Below are 24,879 nucleotides of genomic sequence, written 5' to 3' on the forward strand. Positions count from 1 at the left end.
GCTCCAGTCGAGCGATGCGCGCCTCCAGCGTCTGCAATTCATCTTTCAATTCACGCAACAGCTCGCCCATCGGGGCCGGCAAGGACGCCGGTTCGGTAGCCGTGACCGTTTCGAGCAAGACCATCGTCGCCGCTCGCCCACGTCGCGTCGCGATCAGCCCGAACTCGCCCAGCAAGCCACGCACCTCATTGCACAACGCCGTGCGGGCCCGCACCAGACGGCTGCGCACCCGATGCACCGACTGCACGGCCTGCTGCTCTGCGCTCTTCACCGGGACATAGCGCATGCTCGGACGACTGGCGGCTTCGCAGACCGCCTCGGCGTCGTGTGCATCGTGCTTGTCACCCTTGACGTAGGGTTTTACGAACTGCGGTGCGATCAGGCGTACCGTGTGGCCCAGCTCCCGCAGCTCGCGCGCCCAGTAGTGCGCACTGCCGCAGGCCTCCATCGCCACCAGGCACGGCGGCAGTTGGCGAAAGAAATCCCGCACCTGTGCCCGCTTGAGTTGGCGACGACATACCACATGCTCGTGACGATCAACGCCGTGCACCTGGAATACTTGTTTTGCCAGATCCAGACCAATGCGACTAAGGTTCATGCTGACTCCCCCTCCGGGACTTGTGGCTGCACCATTAGTCTGGCGCTTGACGCCGTAGGAGGGAGGAGTCCATTTCATTGCCCTACCGCTTGCTCCCTCCCCGTGTAGGGCGAATAACCGCCTCGCGGTTATCCGCCGCCTCGGCGGGGTACGCCCGGGATCAGCCCTTGAGGGCGGCGGCGAACTCGGCCAGCCAAGGCTCGGCGTCGGTCTCGGGGGTAACGGTTTCGCTGGCATCCAGGCGCAGCATCGGCAGCACTTCGCGCACGCCCAGTTCGCCGAACAGTTCGCGAACCTGCTCGCCGCCACCGCAGAACGTGTCGCCGTAGCTCGAATCGCCCAGGCCGATGACTCCGCCCGGCAGACCGTGCCAGGCCGGCAGTTGGTCGCGGATCGCGTAGTACAGCGGTTGCAGGTTGTCCGGCAGTTCGCCCATGCCGGTGGTTGAGGTCACCACCAGGAATGCCTCGGGGGCGAAGGCCTTGAGTTCGTCGAGGCTGGCGCGGGGCAGATGGGAGGCCTCGAGGCCCGCCTCGGACAGCAATTTCTGGGCGTGCCGGGCGACTTCTTCGGCGGTGCCGTAGACCGAGCCGGAGAGAATGGCGACTTTCATGAACACTCCGTAAGCCAACAGGGGTAAGCCGGGCATTATGCCGCATGCGTTCGCCGAGCGGGACGCACCGAATCAATGCAGACAGGCCGCAAAAGCACCATTTCGGTGCGCGCCCTATCATCGGGATGTCATCGCGCTGCCGTAGACACGGCAGCGAACCTTCGCCACCACGGCGGGAACGATCCTTGCCTGTCCTCCGACGCAGCCCACCACCCCCGGCGCTGCGCCGTTGTCCGAGGGCGCCCACGAAGCGCGCTCAACCGTTCCAGGAGATACACGATGTCTACCGCTCCCGTTACCCTGCTGGTGGCCCGCCGCGTCGCCGCCGGCCGTTACCGCGACTTCCTCGCCTGGCAGCGCGAAGGCGAAGCCCTCGCCGCCGACTTCCCCGGCTACCTCGGCTCCGGGGCGCTGGCGCCGCCCGCTGGCGGAGACGAATTCCAGATGATCTTTCGCTTCGCCGACGACGCCACCCTCGCCGCCTGGGCCCACTCCGCCTCGCGCCAGGCCTGGCTCGAACGCGGCCAGGGACTCTTCGACGAACCGCGCGAGCGCCGCGCCCACGGCCTCGCCGCCTGGTTCGACGACAACCGCAAACCGCCGCGCTGGAAGCAGAGCGTGGCGATCTGGCTGGCGTTCTTCCCGGTCTCGCTGGCCTTCAATCTCGGCGCCGGCCCCTACCTCGGCGAGCTGTCGCTGGCCGCGCGGGTGCTGCTCAGCACCCTGGTCCTCACCCCGCTGATGACCTACTGGTTCATTCCCCTCTCCAGCCGCCTGCTCGCCCCCTGGCTGCACCGCCGCCCGCAGCGCGCCGCCAGCCTGCCGGAAGCGCACTGACGGCTTGCCGCCCACCCCGGCGGGGTGGGCCGTAGCGCAAGGCTTTGCCCGACTGGCTCAGTCGGGTACCCTGCATCCATCCGATTCCCTTCGCCTGCTGTGAGAGTCCCATGGCGACAGCCCCGATCCTGATCACCGGCGCCAGCCAGCGTGTCGGCCTGCATTGCGCCCGTCGCCTGCTGGCCGACGGCGAGTCGGTGATCGTCAGCTACCGCAGCGAGCGCCCGGCGCTGGACGAACTGCGCCAGGCCGGCGCGCTGACCCTGCACGCCGACTTCGCCAGCGAAGCCGGCATCTTCGCCTTCATCGGGTCCCTCCGGCAGCATACCGACAGCCTGCGAGCGATAGTCCACAACGCCTCGGACTGGGTCGCCGAGACGCCCGGCCACGAAGCCGAGGCGTTCCAGCAACTGTTCAGCGTGCACATGCTCGCACCCTACCTGATCAACCTGCACTGCGCCGAGCTGCTGGAACGCTCGCAGCCCGCCGACATCGTCCACCTCACCGACGACGTGGCGCGCAAGGGCAGCGCCCGGCGTATCGCCTACTGCGCGAGCAAGGCCGGGCTGGACAACCTGACCCTGTCGTTCGCCGCGCGCTTCGCGCCGAGGATCAAGGTCAACGCCATTTCACCGGCGCTGGTGATGTTCAACGACGGGGACGACGCCGAATACCGCGCCCGCACCCTGGCGAAATCCGCCCTCGGCATCGAGCCGGGGCCGGAAGTCATCTACCAGAGCCTTCGCTACCTGTTGGACAACCCCTACGTCACCGGGACCACCCTGACCGTGAACGGCGGCCGCCACGTCAAGTGAGGCGCCAAGGACCCCTTATGAACCCAGCACTTTCCCAGCATTACCGGGAGATCCTCGTCGGTCTCGGCGAAGACCCGCAGCGCGAAGGCCTGCTCGACACCCCGAAGCGCGCGGCCAAGGCCATGCAGTACCTCTGCCACGGCTATGGCCAGACCCTGGAGGAAATCGTCAACGGCGCGCTGTTCGCCTCGGACAACGATGAAATGGTCATCGTCCGCGACATCGAGCTGTACTCCCTGTGCGAACACCACCTCCTGCCCTTCATCGGCAAGGCTCATGTGGCGTACATTCCCACCGGCAAGGTGCTCGGCCTGTCGAAGGTGGCGCGGATCGTCGACATGTTCGCCCGCCGCCTGCAGATCCAGGAGAACCTCACCCGGCAGATCGCCGAGGCGGTCCGCCAGGTGACCAGCGCCGCCGGCGTGGCGGTAGTGATCGAGGCCCAGCACATGTGCATGATGATGCGCGGGGTGGAGAAGCAGAACTCGCAGATGTTCACCTCGGTGATGCTCGGCGCGTTCCGCGACTCGAACACCACCCGCCAGGAATTTCTGCAATTGATCGGAAGGAGCAAGTGACATGCCGCGACTGGAACCGGGAATGGCGCGAATCCGCGTCAAGGACCTGCGCCTGCGCACCTTCATCGGGATCAAGGAGGAGGAAATCCTCAACAAGCAGGACGTGCTGATCAACCTGACCATCCTCTACCCGGCCGCGGACGCCGTGGAGGTCAACGACATCGAGCACGCGCTGAACTACCGCACCATCACCAAGGCGATCATCCGCCACGTCGAGGAGAACCGCTTCGCCCTGCTCGAACGGATGACCCAGGAAATCCTCGACCTGGTGATGGAGAACCCGGCGGTGCGCTACGCCGAGGTGGAAGTGGACAAGCCGCACGCGCTGCGCTTCGCCGAGTCGGTCTCGATCACCCTCGCCGGCCACCGCTGAGGCGGCCGACGAGCGAACCGCGCGAAGACGCGCACAAGCGTTGCCCGCCGGCCGCGCCAACTCTTATCATCGCCGGACCTGGCCCTGTGCCTTCACCCTGCCCCGAGCCATCGTCGAGAAACACCGCCATGACCGCAGCCAACCTCACCGAACAGCAACGCCTGGAACTCGAAGCCGCCGCCTTCCGCACCCTGGTCCATCATTTGCAGACCCGCAAGGACGTGCAGAACATCGACCTGATGAACCTCGCCGGTTTCTGCCGCAACTGCCTGTCCAAGTGGTACAAGGCCGCTGCCGACGACCTCGGGGTGGAAGTCAGCAATGACCAGGCCCGCGAAGAGATCTACGGCATGCCCTATGCCGAGTGGAAAGCCAAGTACCAGAAAGAAGCGAGCCCGGAACAACAGGCCGCCTTCGCCAAGAGCCAGGGCAACGCCTGAGGCCACCGGGCCCCTTGCCAACCCTGCCCCAGACACCATGAGCCTGTTTCGATGACCCTGACCGACTTCCGCGCGCGCCTGCGCAGCGAACACCACCTGTTCACCGACACCCTGGCGTTCATCGCCGAGCACTACAGCTACACGCCGAGCGCCTTCGACAACGGCAGCGTGAGCAACCCGGCCGGGCAGAACGAAGGTTCCTGCAAGACCCTGGGCTTCGCCATCCTCGAGGGCCTCAGCCTCGAGGAAACCCTGCTGGCCTTCGGCGAGCACTACCGCGCGGTGCGCGATAACCCGGAAGGCGACGACCACGCCAACATCCGCGCCCTGCAACAGACCGGCCTGGCCGGCGTGCATTTCGAGCGCCAGCCCCTGTCGCGCCGGGGCTGAGAAGTCCCGGTCGACCCCACGGCGGATGACCGCGAGCGGTTATTCGCCCTACCGACCGTTCCATAGCGACCCACGCCAGCCGTCGCCACCGGCCGGCCTTGCCGATACGCCGACGAAAAAAGGCGGGGCCCCCTCGGAGTCCCCGCCCTTCTCGCCGCCGCAAGCGCGGCGCAGCCAGCGTCACAGCTTGGCGATGGAGACCTCGGTGGACTTGACGAAGGCGATCACTTCGCTACCGATGGCCAGCTCCAGTTCCTTCACCGAACGCGTGGTGATCACCGAAGTGACGATCCCGGCGGCGGTCTGCACGTCGATCTCGGACAATACCGGCCCTTCGATGATTTCCTTCACGGTGCCCTTGAACTGGTTACGAACGTTGATGGCTTTGATGGTCATGGCGTTTCTCCTGGGGGGATTCGGAACGAGGCATGGTTGCTTAGAGCGCCCAGCGCAGTTGCGTGGGCAGGGGTGAAACGGGTTCGGGTTGCGGCGGCAGCTCCGGCTGCGCCAGCACCCGGTTGAGCACTTCGGCTTCCAGCGCGGCCAGTCGCGCCGAGCCACGCGAGCGCGGCCGGGGCAGTTCCACCGGCAGGTCGAGGCCGATCTCGCCGTCCTCGATGAGGATCACCCGGTCGGCCACCGCTACCGCCTCGCTGACGTCGTGGGTGACCAGCAGGACGGTGAAACCGTGTTCGCGCCAGAGTCCTTCGATCAGGTGCTGCATCTCGATCCGGGTCAGCGCGTCGAGCGCGCCGAGCGGCTCGTCGAGCAACAGCAGGCGCGGCTCGTGGATCAGCGCGCGAGCCAGCGCGACGCGCTGCTTCTGCCCGCCGGACAGGGCCGCCGGCCACTCGTTGGCACGCTCGGCCAGGCCGACCGCCCGCAGCGCCTGCCGGGCCTTCGCCCGCCAGTCGCCGCGCAGGCCGAGGCCGACGTTGTCGATCACCCGCTTCCACGGCAGCAGGCGCGAGTCCTGGAACATCAGCCGGGTGTCCTCGCGGGCCTCGGCCAGCGCCGCCGAGCCGGCCAGCAACTCGCCGCGGCTGGGCTGGTCGAGGCCGGCCAGCAGGCGCAGCAAGGTGCTCTTGCCGCAGCCGCTGCGGCCAACGATAGCGACGAACTGCCCGGCCGGAACCAGCAGGTCGATGTCCTTGAGCACCTCGCGCTCGCCGAAGCGCCGCGCCACTCCGCGCAGGGCCAGCGGGATACCGCGCTTGAGGCGCTGCGGAGTGCCGCCAAGGGCGGCGTTGTGCGCGTTCATGCGCCACCTCCCTTGACCTGGTAGGCCGGGTGCCAGCGTAGCCAGACGCGTTCCAGGCCGCGGGCGGCGAGGTCGGCGAGCTTGCCGAGGACGGCATAGAGCAGGATCGCCAGGACCACCACGTCGGTCTGCAGGAACTCGCGGGCGTTCATCGCCAGGTAACCGATGCCGGAGCTGGCGGAAATGGTCTCGGCGACGATCAGGGTCAACCACATGAAGCCGAGGGCGAAGCGTACCCCGACCAGGATCGACGGCAGCGCGCCGGGCAGGATTACCTGGCGGAACAGGGCGAAGCCGGACAACCCGTAGCTGCGCGCCATCTCCAGCAGGCCGGGGTCGATGCCGCGGATGCCGTGGTAGGTGTTCAGGTAGATCGGGAACAGCGTGCCGAGGGCGACCAGGAAGATCTTCGCCGACTCGTCGATGCCGAACCACAGGATCACCAGCGGGATCAGCGCCAGGTGCGGCACGTTGCGGATCATCTGCACCGAACTGTCGAGGAAGCGTTCGCCCCACTTCGACAGGCCGGTGACGAAGCCCAGCACCAGGCCGATGGTGCCGCCGATGAGAAAGCCGATCGCCGCGCGCCAGCCGCTGATCGCCAGGTGCTGCCAGATCTCGCCGCTGCGCAGCAGCGCCCAGCCGGCCTCGAGCACGGCGCTGGGCGCGGGGAGAATGCGGCTGGACAGCCAGCCGAACTCCACCGCCGCCTGCCACACCGCCAGCAGGACCAGCGGCAGCGCCCAAGGCGCCAGGCGCTCGGCCAGTCGTTTGGAAATGCTCATGTCGTTCGCTCCGACCGCTCTCAACTCTGCGCGGCCTGCTGGGGCAGGATGTCGTTGGCCACCATCTCGCCGAACGGGCTGACATAGCCGCGTCCCTCGGGCTGCGCCGGGCGCTGCACGTCGAGGTGCGGGAACAGCAGTTCGGCGACCCGGTAGGACTCTTCCAGGTGCGGATAGCCGGAGAAGATGAAGGTATCGATGCCCAGCTCGGCGTACTCCCTGACCCGCGCTGCCACCGTCGGCCCGTCGCCGACCAGCGCGGTGCCGGCGCCGCCGCGCACCAGGCCGACGCCGGCCCAGAGATTGGGGCTGACTTCCAGGTTGTCGCGCGAACCGCCGTGCAGCGCGGCCATGCGTTGCTGGCCGACCGAGTCGAAGCGCGCCAGGGAGGCCTGGGCGCGGGCGATGGTGTCGTCGTCGAGGTGCGCGATCAGGCGATCGGCGGCCTGCCAGGCTTCCTCGCTGGTCTCGCGGACGATCACGTGCAGGCGGATCCCGAAGCGCACCTGGCGGCCCTGGCGGGCGGCCTTCTCGCGTACCTGGGCGATCTTCTCGGCAACCGCCGCCGGCGGCTCGCCCCAGGTCAGGTACAGCTCGACCTGCTCGGCGGCGAGGTCCTGGGCGGCCTCCGAGGAACCGCCGAAGTACAGCGGCGGACGCGGCTGCTGCAACGGCGGATAGAGCAGTTTGGCGCCCTTCACCTGGATGTGCTGGCCGGCGTAGTCGACGGTCTCGCCCTCCAGCACGCGACGCCAGATGCGGGTGAATTCGACCGAGGCCTCGTAGCGTTCGGCGTGGCTCAGGTGCAGGCCGTCGCCAGCCAGTTCGTCGGGATCGCCGCCGGTGACCAGGTTGAACAGCGCGCGGCCGTTGGACAGCCGGTCCAGGGTCGCCGCCTGGCGCGCGGCCACGGTCGGCGAAATGATCCCGGGACGCAGCGCGACGAGGAACTTCAGGCGCTGGGTTACCGGGATCAGCGAGGCGGCGACCAGCCAGGAGTCCTCGCAGGAACGTCCGGTGGGGATCAGTACGCCGCCGAAGCCCAGGCGGTCGGCGGCCTGGGCGATCTGCTGCAGGTAGCCGTGGTCGACGGCACGGGCGCCCTGGGTGGTGCCCAGGTAGTGGCCGTCGCCGTGGGTGGGAAGGAACCAGAAAATCTCGAGGCTCATCGCAATTGACTCCAGGGTGAGCGCGCCGGCGTGGCGTAGCCGCGCGATGATCGTGTCGGTATGTGGGCGGTACGGGCTCAGGGTGCGCTGGCGACCTTGCCGGCCGATGGCGTCCAGATCACGTCCTTGATGCTCAGCGGTTTGGGAATCAGCTTCAGCTGGGTGAAGGTGTCGGCGATCTTCTGCTGCGCCTCGACCACCGCCGGGGTGATCAACTGCGCGCCGTAGCCCTGGCGCTTCACCGCGGTCAGGGTGATGTCGGCGGGCAGCCCGAGCAGCGGCGCGACCTGCTCGGTCACCTGCTGCGGGTTGGCCCGCGACCAGTCGCCGACCTGGCGGATCTCGTCCACCAGCTTGTCGAGCACCTGCGGATGCCGTTGCGCGTAAGTCCGGGTGGCGAGGTAGAACTGGTGGTTGTCGACCAGCTCGCGACCATCCACCAGGACCCGCGCGGACAACTGCTTCTCGGCGGCGGCCTGGTAGGGGTCCCAGATCACCCAGGCGTCGACGCTGTGACGCTCGAAGGCGGCGCGGGCGTCGGCCGGCGGCAGGTAGACGGGTTGGATGTCGCTGTACTTCAGGCCGGCCTGCTCGAGGGCGCGGACCAACAGGTAATGCACGTTGGAGCCCTTGTTCAGGGCGACTTTCCTGCCCTTCAGCTCGGCCACCGACCGAATCGGCGAGTCGTTCGGCAGGAGGATCGCCTCGCTGGTCGGCGCCGGCGGTTCGTAGGCCACGTAGAGCAGGTCGGCGCCGGCGGCCTGGGCGAATACCGGCGGGGTTTCCCCGGTCACGCCGAAGTCGATGCTGCCGACATTGAGCCCCTCGAGCAGTTGCGGGCCGCCGGGAAACTCGGTCCATTGCACCTTCACGCCGTCTTCGGCGAGACGTTTCTCCAGGGTGCCGCGGGCCTTGAGCAGGACCAGGGTGCCGTATTTCTGATAACCGATCCGCAGGGTATTGGCCGACTTCTCGTCGGCCTGGACGCCGTAGGACAGGGCCGCCACCAGCAGGGCCGCCAGTCCACGACGCAAAGCGATGGTGCGCATGGCGCTCTCCTTTGTCGTTGTGGGTGCCGAACCTGCCGCGCCGTTGACGGAACAGTGAGGTCGTCGTGTCTGCGTTGTGCATTCGGGCCGCGGCGCGCGTGCGCTGGCGGCGGACGGATCAGATGCTCCAGCGGGCATTCACCAGGCGCTCGTTGAGCAACTGCGGGTCGATCGGCTGCGGCCGTCGCGAGAGGGCCAGGTGGAAGGTTTCCAGGGCGTTTTCCAGGCGCTGCTCGAGGACCGGTTCCAGGCGCGCCGGGTCGCTCTCGGTGGCGTAGGCGATCTGCTTGTCCACGGCGAATACGCCGTGCAGCACCTCCTGGGCCTTGAGCGCGGCCAGGACCGGCTTCAATGCGTAGTCCACGGCCAGCATGTGCGCGCTGCTGCCGCCGGTGGCGAACGGCAGCACCACCTTGTGCTCCAGGGCGCGCTCGGGCAACAGGTCGAGCAGGACCTTCAGCACGCCGGAAAACGAGGCCTTGTACACCGGGGTGGCGACCAGCAGGCCGTCGGCGCGGCCGATCTGCTCGGCCAGCGCCAGTACCGGCGGACTGTCGAGGCGGGCACGCAGCAGGTCCTCGGCGGGAAAATCCAGCACCTGGTGGCTGGCCACCTCGACGCCGCGACGGCTCAGCCAGTCCCTGGCACGCTCCAGCAACACCCCGGAGCGGGAGCGTACGCTGGGACTTCCGGCGATGGAAACGACGAGCATGGGGGGATTCCTTATAACCGGAAAACAGGATATTCGTTTTGCTTGCTAACCAAGTTGCATAGACCTTAACAGGCGGCCTCATATTCCAATAAATGTTTTTTATTCATTTATTTATTCCATAAAGCATATAAGAACCCGGTTCGGGGTCTTGCCTCAGAGCACGTGTGCCCGCTGCATTTCGGTCAGGGCCTCGCCGCGCAAGTAGGCCAGCTCCACCGCCCGGCGGTCGCGGGGACGCGCCAGCGGTACGTGGAACTCGCGGCGGATGTGTCCGGGACGGCCGCCCATCAGCAGCACGCGGTCGGCGAGATAGAACGCCTCGTCGAGATCGTGGGTGACCAGCAGGACGCTGATCTCGTAGTTCTGCACCACGTCCTGCAGCAGGTCCTGGAGGCGCATGCGGGTGAAGGCGTCGACCGCGCTGAACGGCTCGTCGAGCAACAGCACCTGCGGCCGTCCGTAGAGACCGCGAGCGATCGCCGCGCGCTGCGCCATGCCGCCGGACAGTTGCTTGGGCAGCAATCCTCCGCAGCCGGCCAGTCCGACATCGGCGAGCAGGCGCTCGACCCAGTGCTCGTCCTCCAGCCAGCCGTCGGCGAAACCGACGTTCTGCGCCACCGTCAGCCAGGGCAGCAGGCGCGGCTCCTGGAACACCACGCCGATGCCGCCGCTGCGGCCGTTCTCGCCGTCCGGGCCGAAGCCGAGGATCGGGTTGCGTTCGACAGTGCCCTGGAAGTCGTCGTCCAGTCCGGCGGCGATCCGCAGCAGGGTGCTCTTGCCGCAACCGCTGGGGCCGAGCAGGCTGACCACCTCGCCGGGCGCCAGCGACAGCGCCACGCCCTCCAGCACCCGCGTATCGCCATAGGCCTTGCGAATCTCCAGCAGGTCGAGCAGGCCGCTCATGCGCCGCCCTCCCCGTCGAAGCTGTCGCGCCAGCGCAGGGCCCGGCGCTCCAGCGAGCGGAGCAGGCCGTCGCTGAGCTTGCCGAGCGCCGCCAGGACCAGGATCGCGGCGATCACCAGGTCCGGACGCGAGGTTTCCCGACCGTCGCTGAGCAGATAGCCGAGGCCCTGGGTGGCGGCGATCAGCTCCGCCGCGACGAGGAACATCCAGCTCAGGCTGAGCGCCCCGCGCAGGCCGGTGAACAGGTTCGGCAGCGCCGCCGGAAGGAGGATGCGGCGGACCAGGGCGAAGCGCGACAAACGGTAGAGCCGCCCCAGTTCCACCCACTTGCGATCGACCCCGCGTACCCCGGCGACCAGCGCGAGGTAGACCGGGAAGAAGGCGCCGAGGGCGATGAGGACGATCTTCGGCGTCTCGTCGATGCCGAACCAGAGCAGCAGCAAGGGCACCCAGGCCAGGCTGGGGATCGCCCGCAGGGCCTGGAAGCTCGGCTCCAGGTAGGCTTCGGCGCGACGACTGAGACCGACCCAGGTACCGACCACCAGGGCCAGGCCGCTGCCGATCGCGAAACCGGCGGCGACCCGCGCCAGGCTCGCGCCGACATGCCCCCACAGCTCGCCGCGAGCCAGTTCCACCAGGGTCAGCAGGATGCCGCTCGGCGCTGGCATCTGGTAGGCCGGCAGCCAGCCCAGGCGCACCAGCGCTTCCCACGACGATAGCGCCAGCAGCGGCAAGGCCCAGGCCCGCCAGGCGCCCGGCACGCGCAGTCGCCACGCCCGGCGCGAGACTCGCCGGGCCAGTCGCAGGCTCTGGCTGACCATGGCTCAGGGCTCCGTGCGCGCCAACGGGGCACCGCCGATGACCTCGGCGGCCCACTGCGGCGCGATCAGTTCGTCGACCACCTTCTGCACGTCCACGCCCGGCCGCACCAGGCGCTCGTCCGCCAGGATCGGCGCCGCGGCCTTGAGCGCGGCGACCTGTTCGGCGCCCGGCAGCGGCTGGCTGAAATCGGTGCGCGACAGTTGCAGGCGAGCCACTTCCAGCGGCAGGCCGGCTTCCTCGGCAAGCAGTTGCGCGGCCTCGTCGGGATGCCCGATCACCCAGTGGCGCGCCTGCTCGTAGGCCGCCAGCACCTGGCGGATCAGTTGCGGATGGCGTTCGGCGAAATCCTCGCGGACGTTGAGCACACCGTAGCTGTTGAAGCCGAGGTTGCGGTAGAGCAGCCGCGAGCCGGCCTGCAACTCGCTGGCCGCCATGTGCGGATCGAGCCCGGCCCAGGCGTCGACCTGGCCCTTCTCCAGGGCTACCCGGCCGTCGGGATGCTGCAGGTGGACGATACGCAGGTCGTTCTTGTCCAGGCCCACGCTGTGCAGGCTGCGGAGCAGGAACAGGTAGGGATCGGTGCCCTTGGTGGCAGCCACCTTGCGCCCCTTGAGTTCGGCGAGGCTGCGGATCGGCGAATCCTTGCGCACCAGCAGCGCGGTCCACTCCGGGCGGCTGGCGACGTATACTGTACGTACCGGGCTGCCGTTGGCCCGCGCGAGTACCGCGGCGAGGCCGGCGGTCGAGGCGAAATCGACGCTGCCGGCGTTGAGGTATTCCAGGGAACGGTTGCTGCCCTGGCTGAACACCCAGCGCACCCGGGTGCCGCTGCCGTCCAGGCTTTTCTCCAGCCAGCCGAACTTCCTGAGCGCCAGGCTGGTGGGGGCGTAGTAGGCATAGTCGAGACGGATTTCAGCGGGGGCGTCGGCGGCCTCGGCCGCGGGAAACACGGCAAGAACGGCGAGCAGGGCCAGCCAGGCCCGGCAGCGACGGAGAGCGGCGATCATGCGTCTGCTCCTGGAAGGAGGTGGATGAGCGAGCCTTCTCCCCGTCTGGCGGGCAAGTCAGAGCCGGTTTCGGAAACGGATGGCGGATAGAAAGCGTCGCGGCGACGCGCTGGCGCACATAAAAAAGAGGGCCGGTCGAAACCGGCCAAAAACCCTGCTCGTGGCTAAACAGCGTTGCATGACGGCACGCACCGTCGAATAAAAGGTCCCGCCTGCCGTGCCTGCCCATGCAGGCGGGACGAATCCGGCCTCAGCGGTTGGGCTGGGGTGTCAGGCGCAGGTAGGGCTTCACCGCGCGGTAGCCTTTGGGGAAACGCCGCTTGATCTCTTCCTCGTCCTTCAGCGAAGGCACGATCACCACCTCGTCGCCGTCCTCCCAGTTGGCCGGCGTGGCGACCTTGTGCTCGTCGGTCAGTTGCAGCGAATCGATCACCCGGAGGATCTCGTTGAAGTTGCGCCCGGTGCTCGCCGGGTAGGTGATGATCAGGCGCACCTTCTTGTTCGGGTCGATGATGAACAGCGAACGCACGGTCAGCGTGTCGTTGGCGTTCGGGTGGATCAGGTCGTAGAGTTCGGAGACCTTGCGATCGGCGTCGGCGATGATCGGGAAATTGACCCGGGTGTCCTGGGTCTCGTTGATATCGTCGATCCACTTCAGGTGCGAGTCCACCGGATCCACCGACAGCGCCAGGACCTTGACCCCGCGCTGGGCGAACTGGTCCTTGAGCTTGGCGGTGAAGCCCAGCTCGGTGGTGCACACCGGGGTGAAGTCGGCCGGGTGGGAAAACAGCACGCCCCAGCTGTCGCCCAGCCATTCGTGGAGGCGGATGCGCCCTTCGCTGGAATCCTGTTCGAAATCGGGGGCGATGTCGCCGAGTCTGAGGCTCATGGGGTCACTCCTTGTTCGTGTTGGGACCCACTATGCCCAAGGCCGGTCGACGTTAAAAAGAATAAATTCAGATTTTCTTATAACCAAAAATAGAATACCCAACCCTTCGCCTGGAAATCCGTCTCCTTTCGTCCGCCGGCCTGCCGCCCGGCCAACCCCCGCCTACACTGAAATCACCTTGGCCCGCCATCCAGGAGTCGCCGTCATGTTGGGGAAACGTTCCACCGATCCCGTCCCGGCCACCCGCTTCCGCAGCGATCGGATAAGTTCGGTGAATGGCCAGTACTTCTTCTCCACCCGCGAAGGGACCCTGGAAGGTCCCTACTTCACCCGTTTCGACGCGGAGCGGGAAATCGACGCGTATATCCGCAGGATGCGCCAATCGGCGGAAATCCAGGCGCCGGGTTCCCACTGAAACGATACAGGCGCGGAATTTATTTCCCGGCGGCTGAAACGTTCAAGAAAGGGAAGGCAGGTATTCTCGGCGGAACGCCGAGGCAAATGTCACCGCATGTGAACGCACTCACATCGGGGGTGAGTTCCAGTATCATTCACCCGGTGAATACCTGCCACGTCGTGCGTATCCACGCTTCTCCACGTTTTCTAGCGGTAAATCCATGAAAAAAATCTTATTGATGCTTTTGTGCGTCAGCGTGCTGGGTTGCTCCAAAAACAGCGTCGAATCGGAAAAACCGGTCGACGTGCTCCTGATCGGTGGCGGCATCATGAGCGCCACCCTGGGTACCTATCTGAACGAACTGGAACCGGGCTGGACCATCGAGATGGTCGAGCGCCTGGACAAGGTCGCCGAGGAAAGCTCCAACGGCTGGAACAACGCGGGCACCGGTCACTCGGCGTTCTGCGAACTGAACTACACCAGCGAGGCCGCGGACGGCTCGATGGATATCAGCAAGGCGGTGGCGATCAACGAGAACTTCGAGATCTCCAAGCAGTTCTGGGCCTACCAGGTCGACCGCAAGGTGCTGAACGATCCGAAGTCGTTCATCAACAACGTCCCGCACATGAGCTTCGTCTGGGGCGACGACAACGTCGCCTTCCTCAAGAAGCGCCACGCCGCCCTGCAGCACAGCTCGCTGTTCCGCGGCATGGAGTACTCGGAAGACCCCGAGCAGATCAAGCAGTGGGTGCCGCTGGTGATGGAAGGCCGCGAGCCGGGGCAGAAGATCGCCGCCACGCGCATGTCGATCGGCACCGACGTCAACTTCGGCGAGATCACCCGCCAGTTGGTGGGCTCGCTGTCGGCCAAGGACACCTTCAAGCTGCGCCTGCAACATGAGGTCCGCGACCTCAAGCGCAACGACGATAACACCTGGACCGTGACCATGGCCGACCTGGCCAATGGCGACAAGGAAACCAGCGTCAAGGCCAGGTTCGTCTTCATCGGCGCCGGTGGCGGCGCGCTGAAGCTGCTGCAAATGTCCGGTATCCCCGAGGCCGAAGGCTATGCCGGCTTCCCGGTGGGCGGTTCGTTCCTCGCCACCACCAACCCGGACGTGGTCAAGCGCCACCTGGCCAAGGTTTACGGCAAGGCTTCGGTGGGTTCGCCACCGATGTCGGTGCCGCACCTCGACACCCGCATGATCGACGGCAAGCCGGTTCTGCTGTTCGGTCCGTTCGCCACCTTCTCCACCAAGTTCCTGAAGAACGGCTCGCTGTGGGACCTGCCGGGCTCGGTGACCAGCAGCAACATCGGCCCGATGTTCAACGCCGGCATCGACAACTTCGATCTCAGCCAGTACCTGATCGGCCAGCTGATGCTCAGCCAGGACGACCGCATGGCCTCGCTGCGCGAGTACTTCCCGGAAGCCCGCGACGAGGACTGGAAGCTGGTGCAGGCCGGCCAGCGCGTGCAGATCATCAAGAAGGACGCCGAGAAAGGCGGCGTACTGCAATTCGGCACCGAAGTGGTGACCGCCGCCGACGGCTCCGTCGCCGCCCTGCTCGGCGCCTCGCCGGGCGCCTCGACCGCCGCGCCGATCATGCTGTCGGTGCTGGAGAAGGCCTTCAAGGACAAGGTCGCCACCCCCGAGTGGCAGGCACGCCTGAAGGAAATCGTGCCGTCTTACGGGCGCAAGCTGAACAACGACATCGAGCTGACCAACAGCACCCGTGCCTGGAGCAGCGAGCGCCTGCAACTGATCCACGTGCCGGTACAGCCGGAGGCCTGATCGGCCACCGACGCGCGCGCATGAAAAAGCCCGGCAATAGCCGGGCTTTTTTGGGTTGGCGTGCGCCTTGCGGGGCGGCGCATCGGCGGATAACGCCGCTGGCGTTATTCGCCCTACCCGACAGGCAGCGCCGCCCACAAAGTCACTGCGGGCCGTAGGGCGAACAACCGCTCGCGGTTATCCGCCGGAACCTGCATGTCACCGATTGCGCCCACCCGCGATATCACGCCCCTCCTTCGAGCCTGGCCAGGCGCTCCTCCAGCGCCGCCAGGCGCGTCTCCAGCTCGGCGATCCGCGCTTCCGCATCGGCCGACAGAGCGGCCGGCGCGGCGCGTTCCGGGTCGCTGCCCATCGCCTCCACGGCGGCCTCGAGGTCGGCCTGGCTGCCGAGCAGATGCATGTAGCGCTCCTCGCGCTGCCCGGCGCGCCGCTCCAGGTGCACGGCCAGGCCACGGCCGGCGAGGCGTTCCAGGTGGTGGCGGATCTGCTCGACGTCGTCGAAATCGTGCAGGCGGTTGCTGCGGGTGAGCAGTTCGTTGAGGGTCTGCGGACCACGCAGGAACAGCAGGCCGAGCAGCGCCACCTGTGGCGCCACCAATTCCAGGCCCTTGCCCAGGGTGTGCTCCCAGCGGTCGGCGCGGCTGCCCATCACCAGCCTGACCAGGCCGCGCCCCTCGAGCTGGCGCAGGCTCTGGCCGACCTGGCCGGGCGTGAGGTTCATCACCGGATCGCGGCTGGTCTTCTGGTTGCATGCCAGGACCAGGGCATTGAGGGTCAGCGGATAGGTTTCCGGAGTGGTCGCCTGCTTCTCGACGAGGCTGCCGAGAATCCGTGCATCGACGGCGCTCAGCGGGTCGTCGACGAACGGCGAGTTGGGCTCGGTGGACATCGCTACATCCCTATGCAAGGAAAAAGGCGCCTAGCCTAGCGCGAGTCGCCGGGGATGGCACGGAGCGTCATGTAAATAAAACCCATGAGGCGAGCCCCGGCCTGCGGGGCCCGCCGTCGCGCACGGGCTCAGCGTACGGCTTCGAACAGCCCGCTGGCGCCCATGCCGCCGCCGACGCACATGGTCACCACGCCGTAGCGCAGGTTGCGCCGGCGCAGTTCGCGGACCAGATGACCGACCTGGCGCGAGCCGGTCATGCCGAACGGGTGGCCGATGGCGATGGAGCCGCCGTTGACGTTGTACTTCTCGTTGTCGATCTCCAGCCGGTCGCGGCAGTACAGGCACTGCGAGGCGAAGGCTTCGTTGAGTTCCCAGAGATCGATGTCGGCGATCTTCAGCTCCTTCGCCTTGAGCAGCTTCGGCACCGAGAACACCGGACCGATGCCCATTTCGTCCGGCTCGCAGCCGGCCACGGTGAAGCCACGGAAAAAGGCCTTCGGCTCCAGGCCCAGCGCCAGCGCTTTCTCCAGGCTCATCAGCAGGGTCATCGAGGCGCCGTCGGAGAGTTGCGAGGCGTTGCCGGCGGTGACCGAACCGTCCTCGGCGAACGCCGGCTTCAGCGAGGCCAGGCCTTCGAGGGTGGTGTCCGGGCGGTTGCAGTCGTCGCGGTCGACCACTCCGTCGAGCACCTGCTTCTCGCCGCTGGCCTTGTCCTCCACCGCGTAGCGGGTGGTCATCGGCACGATCTCGTCGGCGAACAGCCCGTCCGCCTGGGCTCGCGCCATCCGCTGCTGGCTCTGCAGGGCGTAGGCATCCTGGGCCTCGCGGGTGATGCCGTAGCGACGGGCGACGATCTCGGCGGTCTGCCCCATGGGGTAGTAGATGCCCGGCACCTCCCTTTGCAGCAGCGGGTTCACCAGGTGGTCGGTGTTGACGCTCTTCAGGGTCAGGGTGATCGACTCGACGCCGCCGGCGACGATCACCTCGCTGCAACCGGAAGCGATCTGGTTGGCGGCGATGGCGATCGCCTGCAGGCCGGAGGAACAGTAGCGGTTGAGGGTCATCCCCGGCACCTGGATGCCGAGGCCGGAGAGCACCGCCACGTTGCGCCCGATGTTGTGGCCCTGGGCGCCTTCGTTGGAGCCGGCGCCGACGATGCAGTCATCCACCAGCAGCGGGTCGAGGTCGTTGCGCGCCAGCAGCGCGTCGACACAGTGGGCGGCCATGTCGTCCGGCCGGGTCAGGTTGAACTTGCCGCGGAAGGACTTGGCCAGGCCGGTCCGGACGCTGTCGACGATCACCACTTCACGCATGGGGGAACCCTCGCTGTTATTGTCGGGCGGCCGCCGGGGCAGCGGCCGGATCGAGCGAGGATAAGGCGAGGCAATCGCGCGAGGCACCGATCATTCATCCGGCGTATGCGTCGCCATCCCCTGGAGAGGACGGCGCCGCATTCCGGCAGGCCTCACTTGTCCTTCTTGTACGCCGCCTCGATGGCGTCGTTGATGGTGCGCAGCACCTTGACCCGGGCGAAGCGCTTGTCGTTGGCTTCGACCAGGGTCCAGGGCGCGATCTCGGTGCTGGTACGGTCGACCATGTCGCCCACCGCGTCCACGTACTGGTCCCACTTGTCGCGGTTGCGCCAGTCTTCCTCGGTGATCTTGTAGCGCTTGTAGGGGGTTTTCTCGCGCTCCTTGAAGCGCTCCATCTGGGTCTGCTTGTCGATCGCCAGCCAGAACTTCACCACGATGATCCCGTACTCGCTGAGCTGCTCCTCGAAGTCGTTGATCTCGCCATAGGCGCGCAGCCAGTCGGCCGGTGCGCAGAAGCCCTCGATGCGTTCCACCAGCACGCGGCCGTACCAGGAACGGTCGAAGATGGTGAACTGGCGGCGCGCCGGGATGTGCCGCCAGAAGCGCCAGAGATAGGGCTGCGCGCGCTCCTCTTCGGTCGGCGCGGCGATCGGCACGATATGGTACTGGCGCGGGTCCAGCGCGTCGGTGACACGGCGGATGGCGCCGCCCTTGCCGGCCGCGTCGTTGCCCTCGAACACCGCGACCAGCGAATGCTGGCGGAAGCGCTTGTCGCGGATCAGCCCGGCCAGGCGCGCCTGCTCGGCGGCGAGCTGCTCCTTGTAGGCGTCCTTGTCCAGGTACTGGCCCAGGTCCAGGGAGTCCAGCAGGCCACGGTTGTCCAGGCTCGACACCAGCGGTGCGGCGTGCGGCTGGCGCTTGGCGCGCTCCTTGGTGGCCAGCGCGGCCTGCAACCCTTCGAGAAGGATGCGGCCGACGGTCAAGGCGCGGTAGCGCTCGTCCGCGCCTTCCACCACGTACCAGGGCGCGTAGTCCCGGCTGGTACGGCGCAGCACGCGCTCGCCGTAATGCACGAAGCGGTCGTAGACCTCGCTCTGCTTCCAGTCCAGCGGACTGAGCTTCCAGCTGTGCTGCGGGTCCTTCTCCAGCGCCTTGAGACGCTCCTTCAACTGTTTCTTGGAGAGATGGAACCAGAACTTGAAGAGCAGCGCGCCTTCGTCGCAGAGCATGCGCTCGAAGCGTTCGGCGGCATCGATGGCCTGGTCCAGCTTGGCCTCCTTGATATGCCCCTCGACCCGCGCGTAGAGCATCTGGCTGTACCAGTTGCCGAAGAAGATACCGGTCCGCCCCTTGGGCGGCAGGCGCCGCCAGAAGCGCCACTGCGGCGGCCGCTCCAGCTCCTCGTCGGAGGGACGGAGGAAGCTCTGCACCTCGATCAGGCGCGGGTCCATCCACTCGTTGAGGAGCTTGACCGTCTCGCCCTTGCCGGCGCCCTCGATGCCGTTGATCAGGATGATCACCGGGAAGCGCGCCTGCTGCTTGAGCTCGAACTGCGCCTCGAGCAGCGCTTCGCGCAACTCGATGACGGCCTTCTCGTAGGTGTCCTTGTCGATGCTGTGGCCAACTTCCGCGGATTCGAACATGGAGGTCTCCCTTAACCTGAGTCCTTCAAGGTAGCGGATCGGCGTGCGGCTGTCTGCGCGGCGCCGCGGCATGTTCGCGCAGCGCCTCGCCGCTGGCCGGCAAAGCCCCGTAAAATGCGCCATCCGCTTTTTCAGGTTCTGCCATGTCCGACTTCCAGCATGCCCAGCTCGACTGGGACGAAAACGGCCAGCCGCTATCCCGCGCCTTCGGCGACGTATATTTTTCCCGGCATTCCGGGCTCAACGAGACGCGCCATGTGTTCCTCGCCACCAACCGCCTGGCCGAGCGCTTCGCCGCGCTGGGCGACGGCGAGGTGCTGTGCATCGGCGAGACCGGCTTCGGCACCGGACTGAACTTCCTCTGCGCCTGGCAATTGTTCGAACGGGTTGCTCCGGCCGGCGCGCGTCTGGAGTTCGTCAGCGTGGAGAAATTCCCCCTCGCCGCCGCCGACCTGCGCCGCGCCCTGGCGCTATGGCCGGAACTGGCGCCCTGGAGCGAAGCCCTGCTGGACCAGTATCTCGCCCTGCATCCGGGCTTCCAGCGCCTGGCGTTCGCGGGCGGAAGGGTCGGCCTGACCCTGCTGCTGGGCGATGCCCTGGAGTGCCTGCCGCAGCTCGACGCGCGGGTCGACGCCTGGTTCCTCGACGGCTTCGCCCCGGCGAAGAACCCGGACATGTGGTCGCCCGCGCTGTTCGCCGAACTGGCGCGACTGTCGGCGCCGCAGGCGACCCTGGGCACCTTCACCAGCGCCGGTTTCGTCCGCCGCGGGCTGATCGAGGCCGGTTTCGCCATGCAACGGGTACCGGGCTACGGGCAGAAGCGCGAGATGCTCGGCGGCACCTACCAGGGGCCGCCGGCGAACGCCGGCAAGCCCTGGTACGCACGCCCCGCGCCCCACGCCGGGCGCCGCGCGGCACTGGTGGTCGGCGGCGGCCTGGCCGGCTGCGCCAGCGCCGCCAGCCTCGCCGCGCGCGGCTGGCAGGTGACCCTGATCGAACGCCATCCCGGCCTCGCCCGGGAAGCCTCGGGCAACCCCCAGGGCGTGCTCTACCTGAAACTCTCGGCCCACGGCACGCCGCTGTCGCGCCTGGTGCTCAGCGGCTTCGGCCATACCCGCCGGCTGCTCGAACGCCTGCGGCGCGGCCACGACTGGGACGCCTGCGGCGTACTGCAACTGGCCTTCGACGCCAAGGAAGCGCAACGCCAGGCGCAACTGGCCGCAGCCTTCCCCGCCGACCTGCTGCACGGCCTGGACCGCGAGCAGGCCGAGCGCCTCGCCGGCGTCGCCCTGCCCGCCGGCGGCCTGTTCTATCCCGAAGCCGGCTGGGTCCATCCGCCCGCGCTGTGCCAGGCCCTGGCCGCCACCCCCGGGATCACCCTGCTGAGCGGCCGGGCGGTACGCTTGCGCCGCGAGGGCGACGACTGGTGCGCCTACGCCGGCGACGAATGCCTGGCCCGCGCGCCACTCGCGATCCTCGCCACCGCCGCCGACATCCGCGACTTCCCGCCCGCCGCCGAGCTGCCGCTGAAGCGCATTCGCGGGCAGGTCACCCGCCTGCCGGCCACCCCGCAAAGCCGGGCGCTGCGCACCGTGGTCTGCGCCGAGGGCTACGTCGCACCGCCGCGTGGCGACGAACACACCCTCGGCGCCAGCTTCGACTTCAAGAGCGAAGACCTGGCGCCGACCCTCGCCGAACACCAGGGCAACCTCGAACTGCTGCGGGAGATATCCCCCGACCTGTTGCAGCGCCTGGGCGCCGACGACCTGCCGCTGGAGCGCCTGGAAGGCCGCGCGGCGTTCCGCTGCACCAGCCCCGACTACCTGCCCCTGGTAGGCCCGCTGGCCGAGCGCGCGGCCTTCGACGAGGCCTACGCGGTGCTCGCCCGTGACGCCCGCCAGGTGCCGGAGCGGGCCTGCCCCTGGCTGCCAGGCCTGTACCTGAACAGCGGCCACGGCTCGCGCGGGCTGATCAGCGCGCCGCTGTCCGGCGAACTGCTGGCGGCGTGGATCTGCGGCGAGCCGCTGCCGCTGCCGCGCGCGGTGGCCGAGGCCTGCCACCCGAACCGCTTCCTGCTGCGCGACCTGGTGCGTGGGCAGCGCGGCTGAAGCCCCGGGCGCACCGATTTGCGCTACCCTTCGAGCCTGCCGCACGCGCAGGCCATACCGGACCACCGGCTGGCTCACCCGCGGAAACAGTTGATCGACGATGGATGTACTGCTCTTCGAATCCCTGGGCATCGGCGCCGTTCTCGGCCTGCTGCTCGGCCTCACCGGCGCCGGCGGCTCGCTGGTCGCCCTGCCCCTGCTGCTCAGCCTGCACCTGCCGCTGCGCGACGCCATCGGCGTGAGCCTCGGCGCGGTCGCCCTGTCGGCGCTGATCGGCGCCATCCCGCGCGCTCGCCAGGGCCAGGTGGCCTGGCGGCCGGTGCTGGTCCTGGCGCTGGCCGGCCTGCCGAGCAACGCCGTCGGCCAATGGCTCGGCCGCTTCGTCCCGGAAGGCGTGCTGATCGTCGCCTTCTGCCTGCTGGTGCTCTGGTCGGCCTGGCGCATGTGGCGCGGCGCCGGGATGAAACGCGAGGCCAGCGACCAGGCACGGAGCCTGCCGCTGCTCGGCATCGGCCTGGCGGTCGGCTTACTGTCGGGATTGATGGGCGTGGGCGGCGGTTTCCTGGTGGTGCCGGGGCTGCTCTGGTTCACCCCGCTGTCGATGATGGCCGCCACCGCCACCTCGATGGCGGTGATCGCGCTGGTCTCCGGCGGCGGCTTCCTGATCTACCTGACCGGCGCCCACCCGCCGCTGCCGCTGCTCGGCGGCCTCGCCGCCGGCGGCGCGGTCGGCGTGCTCGGCGGCAACCTGCTGGCGCAGCGCCTCGGCGGCCCGACCCTGCAACGCCTGTTCGCGCTGATGCTGGTGGCGGTGAGCTTCTCCCTGGCGGCGCAGAAGCTCTACGGCGGGTAGCTTTCCTCGGCGGCCGGGGCACCGGGGAAGCGGCGTTATGCGCCCTGCTCGACGGTCATGCCATGTCGTCGGGCGGATATCGCTGGGTCGGCGGATAACGCCGACGGCGTTATCCGCCCTACGCGGAGGTCACGCCATGGCGTACAACGCGCTTGTCCACCAGCCTGCACCGGCAAGGCATCGGCAGGTTCGCCAGGTAAAGACCGCCGACGCGACTGTCTTTCGTAGCGAACCTGGCGCCCTCACTCTTCTTCGACGTCCTCTTCCGGCAGGCCGAACAGGTCGGCCGCGCGCAGCAGCGCGGCCAGCAGGCCGTGGCGCTCCCACTCGGGCAACGCGGCGAAGCGCTCGATCACGTACTCCGGCAATAGCGGCGGCGCCTCCGCCAGGGCTTCGTGGCCGGCCGGGTCGAGGTGCAGCCAGGACTTGCGCCGGTCCTGTTCGTCGCGCCGACGATAGAGCAGGCCGCGTCCTTCGAGGCGGTCGAGCACGCCGGAGAGCGATGCCTGGGACAGGCTGACCAGCTTGGCCAGTTGCGTCGCGGTCAGTTCTCCCTCCACCGCCAGGACATGCAGGATCAGCAATTGCAGCGGGGTCAGGCCGCCGTATCGGCTGAGACGCTTGGAGTGGATTTCAGCGGCCTGCTGGAGGCGGCGGATGGCGCGGAAAATAGCGAGCGAATAGGTATCGGCAGCGGTCTTATTACTTTCAACCATAATAAATTCTTCGTTAAGGGTCCTGATAGGCCCGGAAAATTCGTATAGAACTCCTTCCAACTGTAACGGTCCTCTGTTAGGTAAGTCATGTACCCGGAAGGAGTACGTAACCCACTTCCCCAACGGAGAACCGGTAAGGAATATGTGCGGCATATCAGGAGAGTTTCGTTTCGACAACCAGGCAGCCGACCTCGCAGCGGTCGAACGCATCACCCACCACCTGGCCCCTCGAGGCCCCGACGCCTGGGGTTTCCATGCCCAGGGCCCGATCGCCCTCGGACATCGACGGCTGAAGATCATGGACCTGGCGGAAGCTTCCGGCCAACCGATGATCGATCCCGATCTCGGCCTGGCCATGGTGTTCAATGGCGCCATCTACAACTACCCCGAACTGCGTGGCGAACTGGAAAGCCTTGGCTATCGGTTCTTCTCCGGCGGCGACACCGAAGTTCTCTTGAAGGGGTACCATGCCTGGGGCGCCGATTTATTGCCCCGGCTCAATGGGATGTTCGCCTTCGCCGTCTGGGAGCGCGATCGCCAGCGGCTGTTCCTGGCCCGTGACCGCCTCGGCATCAAGCCGCTCTACTACAGCCTCGACCGCTCGCGCCTGCGCTTCGCCTCGAGCCTGCCGGCCCTGCTCAAGGGCGGCGACATCGCCAGCGACCTCGATCCGCAGGCGCTGAATTTCTACCTCAACTTCCACGCAGTGGTTCCCGCCCCGCACACCTTGCTGGAGGGCGTGAAGAAGCTGCCGCCGGCGACCTGGATGAGCGTCGACCTCGACGGCAGCTGCGAGCAGCGCACCTGGTGGACGCTGGACTACGGCCCGCGCCCGGACGAGCGCGAGCTGACGCTCGACGACTGGCAGGAGCGCGTCCTCGACGGCCTCCGCGAAGCGGTGGCGATCCGCCAGCGCGCCGCCCGCGAGGTCGGCGTGCTGCTCTCCGGCGGGGTCGATTCGAGCCTGCTGGTGGGCCTGCTGCACGAGGCCGGGGTGGACAACCTGCTGACCTTCTCCATCGGCTTCGAGGATGCCGGCGGCGAGCGCGGCGACGAGTTCCAGTATTCCGACCTGATCGCCGAGCGCTACCACACCCGCCACCATCGCCTGCGCATCGGCGAGCACGAAGTGATCGAGCAGTTGCCGGCGGCCTTCCGCGCCATGAGCGAGCCGATGGTCAGCCACGACTGCATCGCCTTCTACCTGCTCGCGCGGGAAGTCTCGAAGCACTGCAAGGTGGTGCAGAGCGGCCAGGGCGCCGACGAGCTGTTCGCCGGCTACCACTGGTATCCGAAGGTGGATGGCGCCGACGACGCCTTCGCCGCGTACCGCGCGGCGTTCTTCGACCGCGACCACGAGGAATACCTGGCCACCGTCGGTGAGCGCTTCCGCGTCGAGGACGTCGCCGGGCGCTTCGTCCGCGACCACTTCGCCAGCCCCGGCGCCGAGGCCGCGGTGGACAAGGCGCTGCGCCTGGACAGCACGATCATGCTGGTCGACGACCCGGTCAAGCGGGTCGACAACATGACCATGGCCTGGGGCCTGGAAGCCCGCGTGCCGTTCCTCGACTACCGCCTGGCCGAGCTGTCGGCGCGCATTCCCGCCCGCTTCAAGCTCGGCGACGGCGGCAAGCAGGTGCTCAAGGGCGCCGCGCGCAAGGTAATTCCCAGCGAAGTCATCGACCGGCCCAAGGGCTACTTCCCGGTGCCCGGTCTCAAGCACCTGCAGGGCCGCACCCGCGAATGGGTACGCGAACTGCTGCTCGACCCGAGCCAGGACCGCGGCCTGTTCCAGCCGGCGATATTCGATCGCCTGCTGAGCGATCCGGACGGAGACCTCACACCGCTGCGCGGCTCCAAGCTGTGGCAGCTGGCCGCCCTCAACCTCTGGCTCAGCGAACAGGGACTTTGAAAATGGGCCCCCAAC

Annotated in this window: 28 protein-coding genes; 11 read left to right on the forward strand and 17 right to left on the reverse strand. The window is 67.7% G+C overall.

From position 1 onward, the window contains the following. A partial coding sequence (locus tag AC4OR5_RS02390; protein WP_491952823.1) for an IS110 family RNA-guided transposase occupies positions 1 to 598 on the reverse strand: 598 nt, incomplete at its 3' end. A 160-nt stretch (positions 599 to 758) separates the two neighbouring features. After that, positions 759 to 1,211 carry a flavodoxin gene (locus AC4OR5_RS02395; protein ID WP_003130193.1) on the reverse strand — a complete coding sequence of 151 codons (453 nt, stop codon included), beginning with the start codon at positions 1,209 to 1,211 and terminating at the stop codon, positions 759 to 761. Between the two features lie 279 nt (positions 1,212 to 1,490). On the opposite strand from AC4OR5_RS02395, the gene AC4OR5_RS02400 reads away from it, so the two are divergent. From AC4OR5_RS02400 to AC4OR5_RS02425, 6 genes are all read left to right on the forward strand, one after another. Further along, entirely contained in the window at positions 1,491 to 2,048 is a 558-nt protein-coding gene (locus AC4OR5_RS02400; protein ID WP_003102317.1) for a putative antibiotic biosynthesis monooxygenase, read from the forward strand. Between the two features lie 110 nt (positions 2,049 to 2,158). Beyond that, complete coding sequence (gene folM / locus AC4OR5_RS02405) at positions 2,159 to 2,863, forward strand: dihydromonapterin reductase (RefSeq protein WP_009313635.1); 705 nt, start codon at positions 2,159 to 2,161, stop codon at positions 2,861 to 2,863. Between the two features lie 17 nt (positions 2,864 to 2,880). After that, positions 2,881 to 3,441: a GTP cyclohydrolase I FolE gene (gene folE, locus AC4OR5_RS02410; RefSeq protein ID WP_003091896.1), complete on the forward strand. Its 561-nt coding sequence runs from the start codon at positions 2,881 to 2,883 to the stop codon at positions 3,439 to 3,441. Position 3,442: 1 nt separating this feature from the next. Next, complete coding sequence (gene folX / locus AC4OR5_RS02415) at positions 3,443 to 3,814, forward strand: dihydroneopterin triphosphate 2'-epimerase (protein WP_003091897.1); 372 nt, start codon at positions 3,443 to 3,445, stop codon at positions 3,812 to 3,814. Between the two features lie 128 nt (positions 3,815 to 3,942). Then, positions 3,943 to 4,254 carry a DUF1244 domain-containing protein gene (locus tag AC4OR5_RS02420; protein ID WP_003091898.1) on the forward strand — a complete coding sequence of 104 codons (312 nt, stop codon included), beginning with the start codon at positions 3,943 to 3,945 and terminating at the stop codon, positions 4,252 to 4,254. A 51-nt stretch (positions 4,255 to 4,305) separates the two neighbouring features. Beyond that, positions 4,306 to 4,644, forward strand: a complete 339-nt coding sequence (locus tag AC4OR5_RS02425) for a HopJ type III effector protein (RefSeq protein ID WP_003091899.1) — start codon at positions 4,306 to 4,308, stop codon at positions 4,642 to 4,644. Between the two features lie 180 nt (positions 4,645 to 4,824). Here the strand turns inward: AC4OR5_RS02425 and AC4OR5_RS02430 are convergent, their stop codons facing one another. The 10 genes from AC4OR5_RS02430 to AC4OR5_RS02475 all read right to left on the reverse strand — a co-directional run bounded on the left by AC4OR5_RS02430 (position 4,825) and on the right by AC4OR5_RS02475 (position 13,241). Continuing rightward, positions 4,825 to 5,040, reverse strand: a complete 216-nt coding sequence (locus AC4OR5_RS02430; protein ID WP_003091900.1) for a TOBE domain-containing protein — start codon at positions 5,038 to 5,040, stop codon at positions 4,825 to 4,827. Positions 5,041 to 5,080: 40 nt separating this feature from the next. Further along, entirely contained in the window at positions 5,081 to 5,905 is an 825-nt protein-coding gene (gene ssuB, locus AC4OR5_RS02435) for an aliphatic sulfonates ABC transporter ATP-binding protein (RefSeq protein ID WP_031638864.1), read from the reverse strand. Beyond that, positions 5,902 to 6,690, reverse strand: coding sequence for an aliphatic sulfonate ABC transporter permease SsuC (gene ssuC, locus AC4OR5_RS02440; protein WP_003091909.1), 789 nt, complete (start codon positions 6,688 to 6,690; stop codon positions 5,902 to 5,904). Before ssuC ends, ssuB begins: the two co-directional genes overlap by 4 nt. A gap of 20 nt (positions 6,691 to 6,710) precedes the next feature. Beyond that, the gene (gene ssuD, locus AC4OR5_RS02445; protein WP_058160533.1) at positions 6,711 to 7,859 is read right to left on the reverse strand and encodes an FMNH2-dependent alkanesulfonate monooxygenase; all 1,149 of its coding nucleotides are present in this window, start codon (positions 7,857 to 7,859) and stop codon (positions 6,711 to 6,713) included. 77 nt (positions 7,860 to 7,936) lie between these two features. Next, positions 7,937 to 8,908 carry a sulfonate ABC transporter substrate-binding protein gene (locus AC4OR5_RS02450; RefSeq protein ID WP_058160534.1) on the reverse strand — a complete coding sequence of 324 codons (972 nt, stop codon included), beginning with the start codon at positions 8,906 to 8,908 and terminating at the stop codon, positions 7,937 to 7,939. 118 nt (positions 8,909 to 9,026) lie between these two features. Then, positions 9,027 to 9,620, reverse strand: coding sequence for an NADPH-dependent FMN reductase (gene ssuE / locus AC4OR5_RS02455; protein WP_058160535.1), 594 nt, complete (start codon positions 9,618 to 9,620; stop codon positions 9,027 to 9,029). 153 nt (positions 9,621 to 9,773) lie between these two features. After that, positions 9,774 to 10,523 (reverse strand): ABC transporter ATP-binding protein, encoded by a 750-nt coding sequence (locus AC4OR5_RS02460; RefSeq protein WP_003091922.1) that lies wholly within the window; start codon positions 10,521 to 10,523, stop codon positions 9,774 to 9,776. Then, positions 10,520 to 11,344, reverse strand: coding sequence for an ABC transporter permease (locus tag AC4OR5_RS02465; RefSeq protein WP_003102304.1), 825 nt, complete (start codon positions 11,342 to 11,344; stop codon positions 10,520 to 10,522). Before AC4OR5_RS02465 ends, AC4OR5_RS02460 begins: the two co-directional genes overlap by 4 nt. A gap of 3 nt (positions 11,345 to 11,347) precedes the next feature. Continuing rightward, positions 11,348 to 12,352 (reverse strand): aliphatic sulfonate ABC transporter substrate-binding protein, encoded by a 1,005-nt coding sequence (locus AC4OR5_RS02470; RefSeq protein WP_023100885.1) that lies wholly within the window; start codon positions 12,350 to 12,352, stop codon positions 11,348 to 11,350. Between the two features lie 250 nt (positions 12,353 to 12,602). Continuing rightward, complete coding sequence (locus tag AC4OR5_RS02475; RefSeq protein ID WP_003091927.1) at positions 12,603 to 13,241, reverse strand: peroxiredoxin; 639 nt, start codon at positions 13,239 to 13,241, stop codon at positions 12,603 to 12,605. 205 nt (positions 13,242 to 13,446) lie between these two features. Here AC4OR5_RS02475 and AC4OR5_RS02480 point away from each other — a divergent pair, with 205 nt between their 5' ends. Together AC4OR5_RS02480 and AC4OR5_RS02485 are read left to right on the forward strand one after the other, a co-directional pair. Further along, positions 13,447 to 13,656: a DUF6316 family protein gene (locus AC4OR5_RS02480; RefSeq protein WP_003091929.1), complete on the forward strand. Its 210-nt coding sequence runs from the start codon at positions 13,447 to 13,449 to the stop codon at positions 13,654 to 13,656. Between the two features lie 202 nt (positions 13,657 to 13,858). After that, positions 13,859 to 15,430: a malate:quinone oxidoreductase gene (locus AC4OR5_RS02485; protein WP_003091930.1), complete on the forward strand. Its 1,572-nt coding sequence runs from the start codon at positions 13,859 to 13,861 to the stop codon at positions 15,428 to 15,430. Between the two features lie 223 nt (positions 15,431 to 15,653). Here AC4OR5_RS02485 and AC4OR5_RS02490 read toward each other — a convergent pair whose 3' ends face one another. The 4 genes from AC4OR5_RS02490 to AC4OR5_RS02505 form a co-directional block, all read right to left on the reverse strand. After that, the gene (locus AC4OR5_RS02490; RefSeq protein ID WP_003091932.1) at positions 15,654 to 16,319 is read right to left on the reverse strand and encodes a YceH family protein; all 666 of its coding nucleotides are present in this window, start codon (positions 16,317 to 16,319) and stop codon (positions 15,654 to 15,656) included. Between the two features lie 128 nt (positions 16,320 to 16,447). Then, on the reverse strand, positions 16,448 to 17,632 hold the full coding sequence (locus AC4OR5_RS02495; protein WP_003160799.1) for a thiolase family protein: 1,185 nt from the start codon (positions 17,630 to 17,632) through the stop codon (positions 16,448 to 16,450). 152 nt (positions 17,633 to 17,784) lie between these two features. Further along, positions 17,785 to 19,275, reverse strand: a complete 1,491-nt coding sequence (pap, locus tag AC4OR5_RS02500; protein WP_003091935.1) for a polyphosphate:AMP phosphotransferase — start codon at positions 19,273 to 19,275, stop codon at positions 17,785 to 17,787. 25 nt (positions 19,276 to 19,300) lie between these two features. Beyond that, the gene (locus AC4OR5_RS02505) at positions 19,301 to 19,420 is read right to left on the reverse strand and encodes a hypothetical protein (protein ID WP_003091936.1); all 120 of its coding nucleotides are present in this window, start codon (positions 19,418 to 19,420) and stop codon (positions 19,301 to 19,303) included. Between AC4OR5_RS02505 and mnmC the strand changes: the two genes are divergently transcribed. Together mnmC and AC4OR5_RS02515 are read left to right on the forward strand one after the other, a co-directional pair. Continuing rightward, positions 19,419 to 21,383, forward strand: coding sequence for a bifunctional tRNA (5-methylaminomethyl-2-thiouridine)(34)-methyltransferase MnmC2/FAD-dependent 5-carboxymethylaminomethyl-2-thiouridine(34) oxidoreductase MnmC1 (gene mnmC, locus AC4OR5_RS02510; protein WP_058133908.1), 1,965 nt, complete (start codon positions 19,419 to 19,421; stop codon positions 21,381 to 21,383). The two genes, AC4OR5_RS02505 and mnmC, sit on opposite strands and share 2 nt — an antisense overlap. A 100-nt stretch (positions 21,384 to 21,483) precedes the next feature. Next, positions 21,484 to 22,236, forward strand: a complete 753-nt coding sequence (locus AC4OR5_RS02515) for a sulfite exporter TauE/SafE family protein (protein WP_003117537.1) — start codon at positions 21,484 to 21,486, stop codon at positions 22,234 to 22,236. 242 nt (positions 22,237 to 22,478) lie between these two features. On the opposite strand, the gene AC4OR5_RS02520 is transcribed toward AC4OR5_RS02515, so the two are convergent. Next, positions 22,479 to 22,952 carry a MarR family winged helix-turn-helix transcriptional regulator gene (locus AC4OR5_RS02520; protein WP_003091943.1) on the reverse strand — a complete coding sequence of 158 codons (474 nt, stop codon included), beginning with the start codon at positions 22,950 to 22,952 and terminating at the stop codon, positions 22,479 to 22,481. 142 nt (positions 22,953 to 23,094) lie between these two features. On the opposite strand from AC4OR5_RS02520, the gene AC4OR5_RS02525 reads away from it, so the two are divergent. Then, positions 23,095 to 24,864 (forward strand): N-acetylglutaminylglutamine amidotransferase, encoded by a 1,770-nt coding sequence (locus AC4OR5_RS02525; protein WP_003106635.1) that lies wholly within the window; start codon positions 23,095 to 23,097, stop codon positions 24,862 to 24,864. The last annotated feature ends 15 nt before the right edge of the window (positions 24,865 to 24,879 follow it).

It is taken from the genome of Pseudomonas sp. YA1, assembly GCF_058680555.1.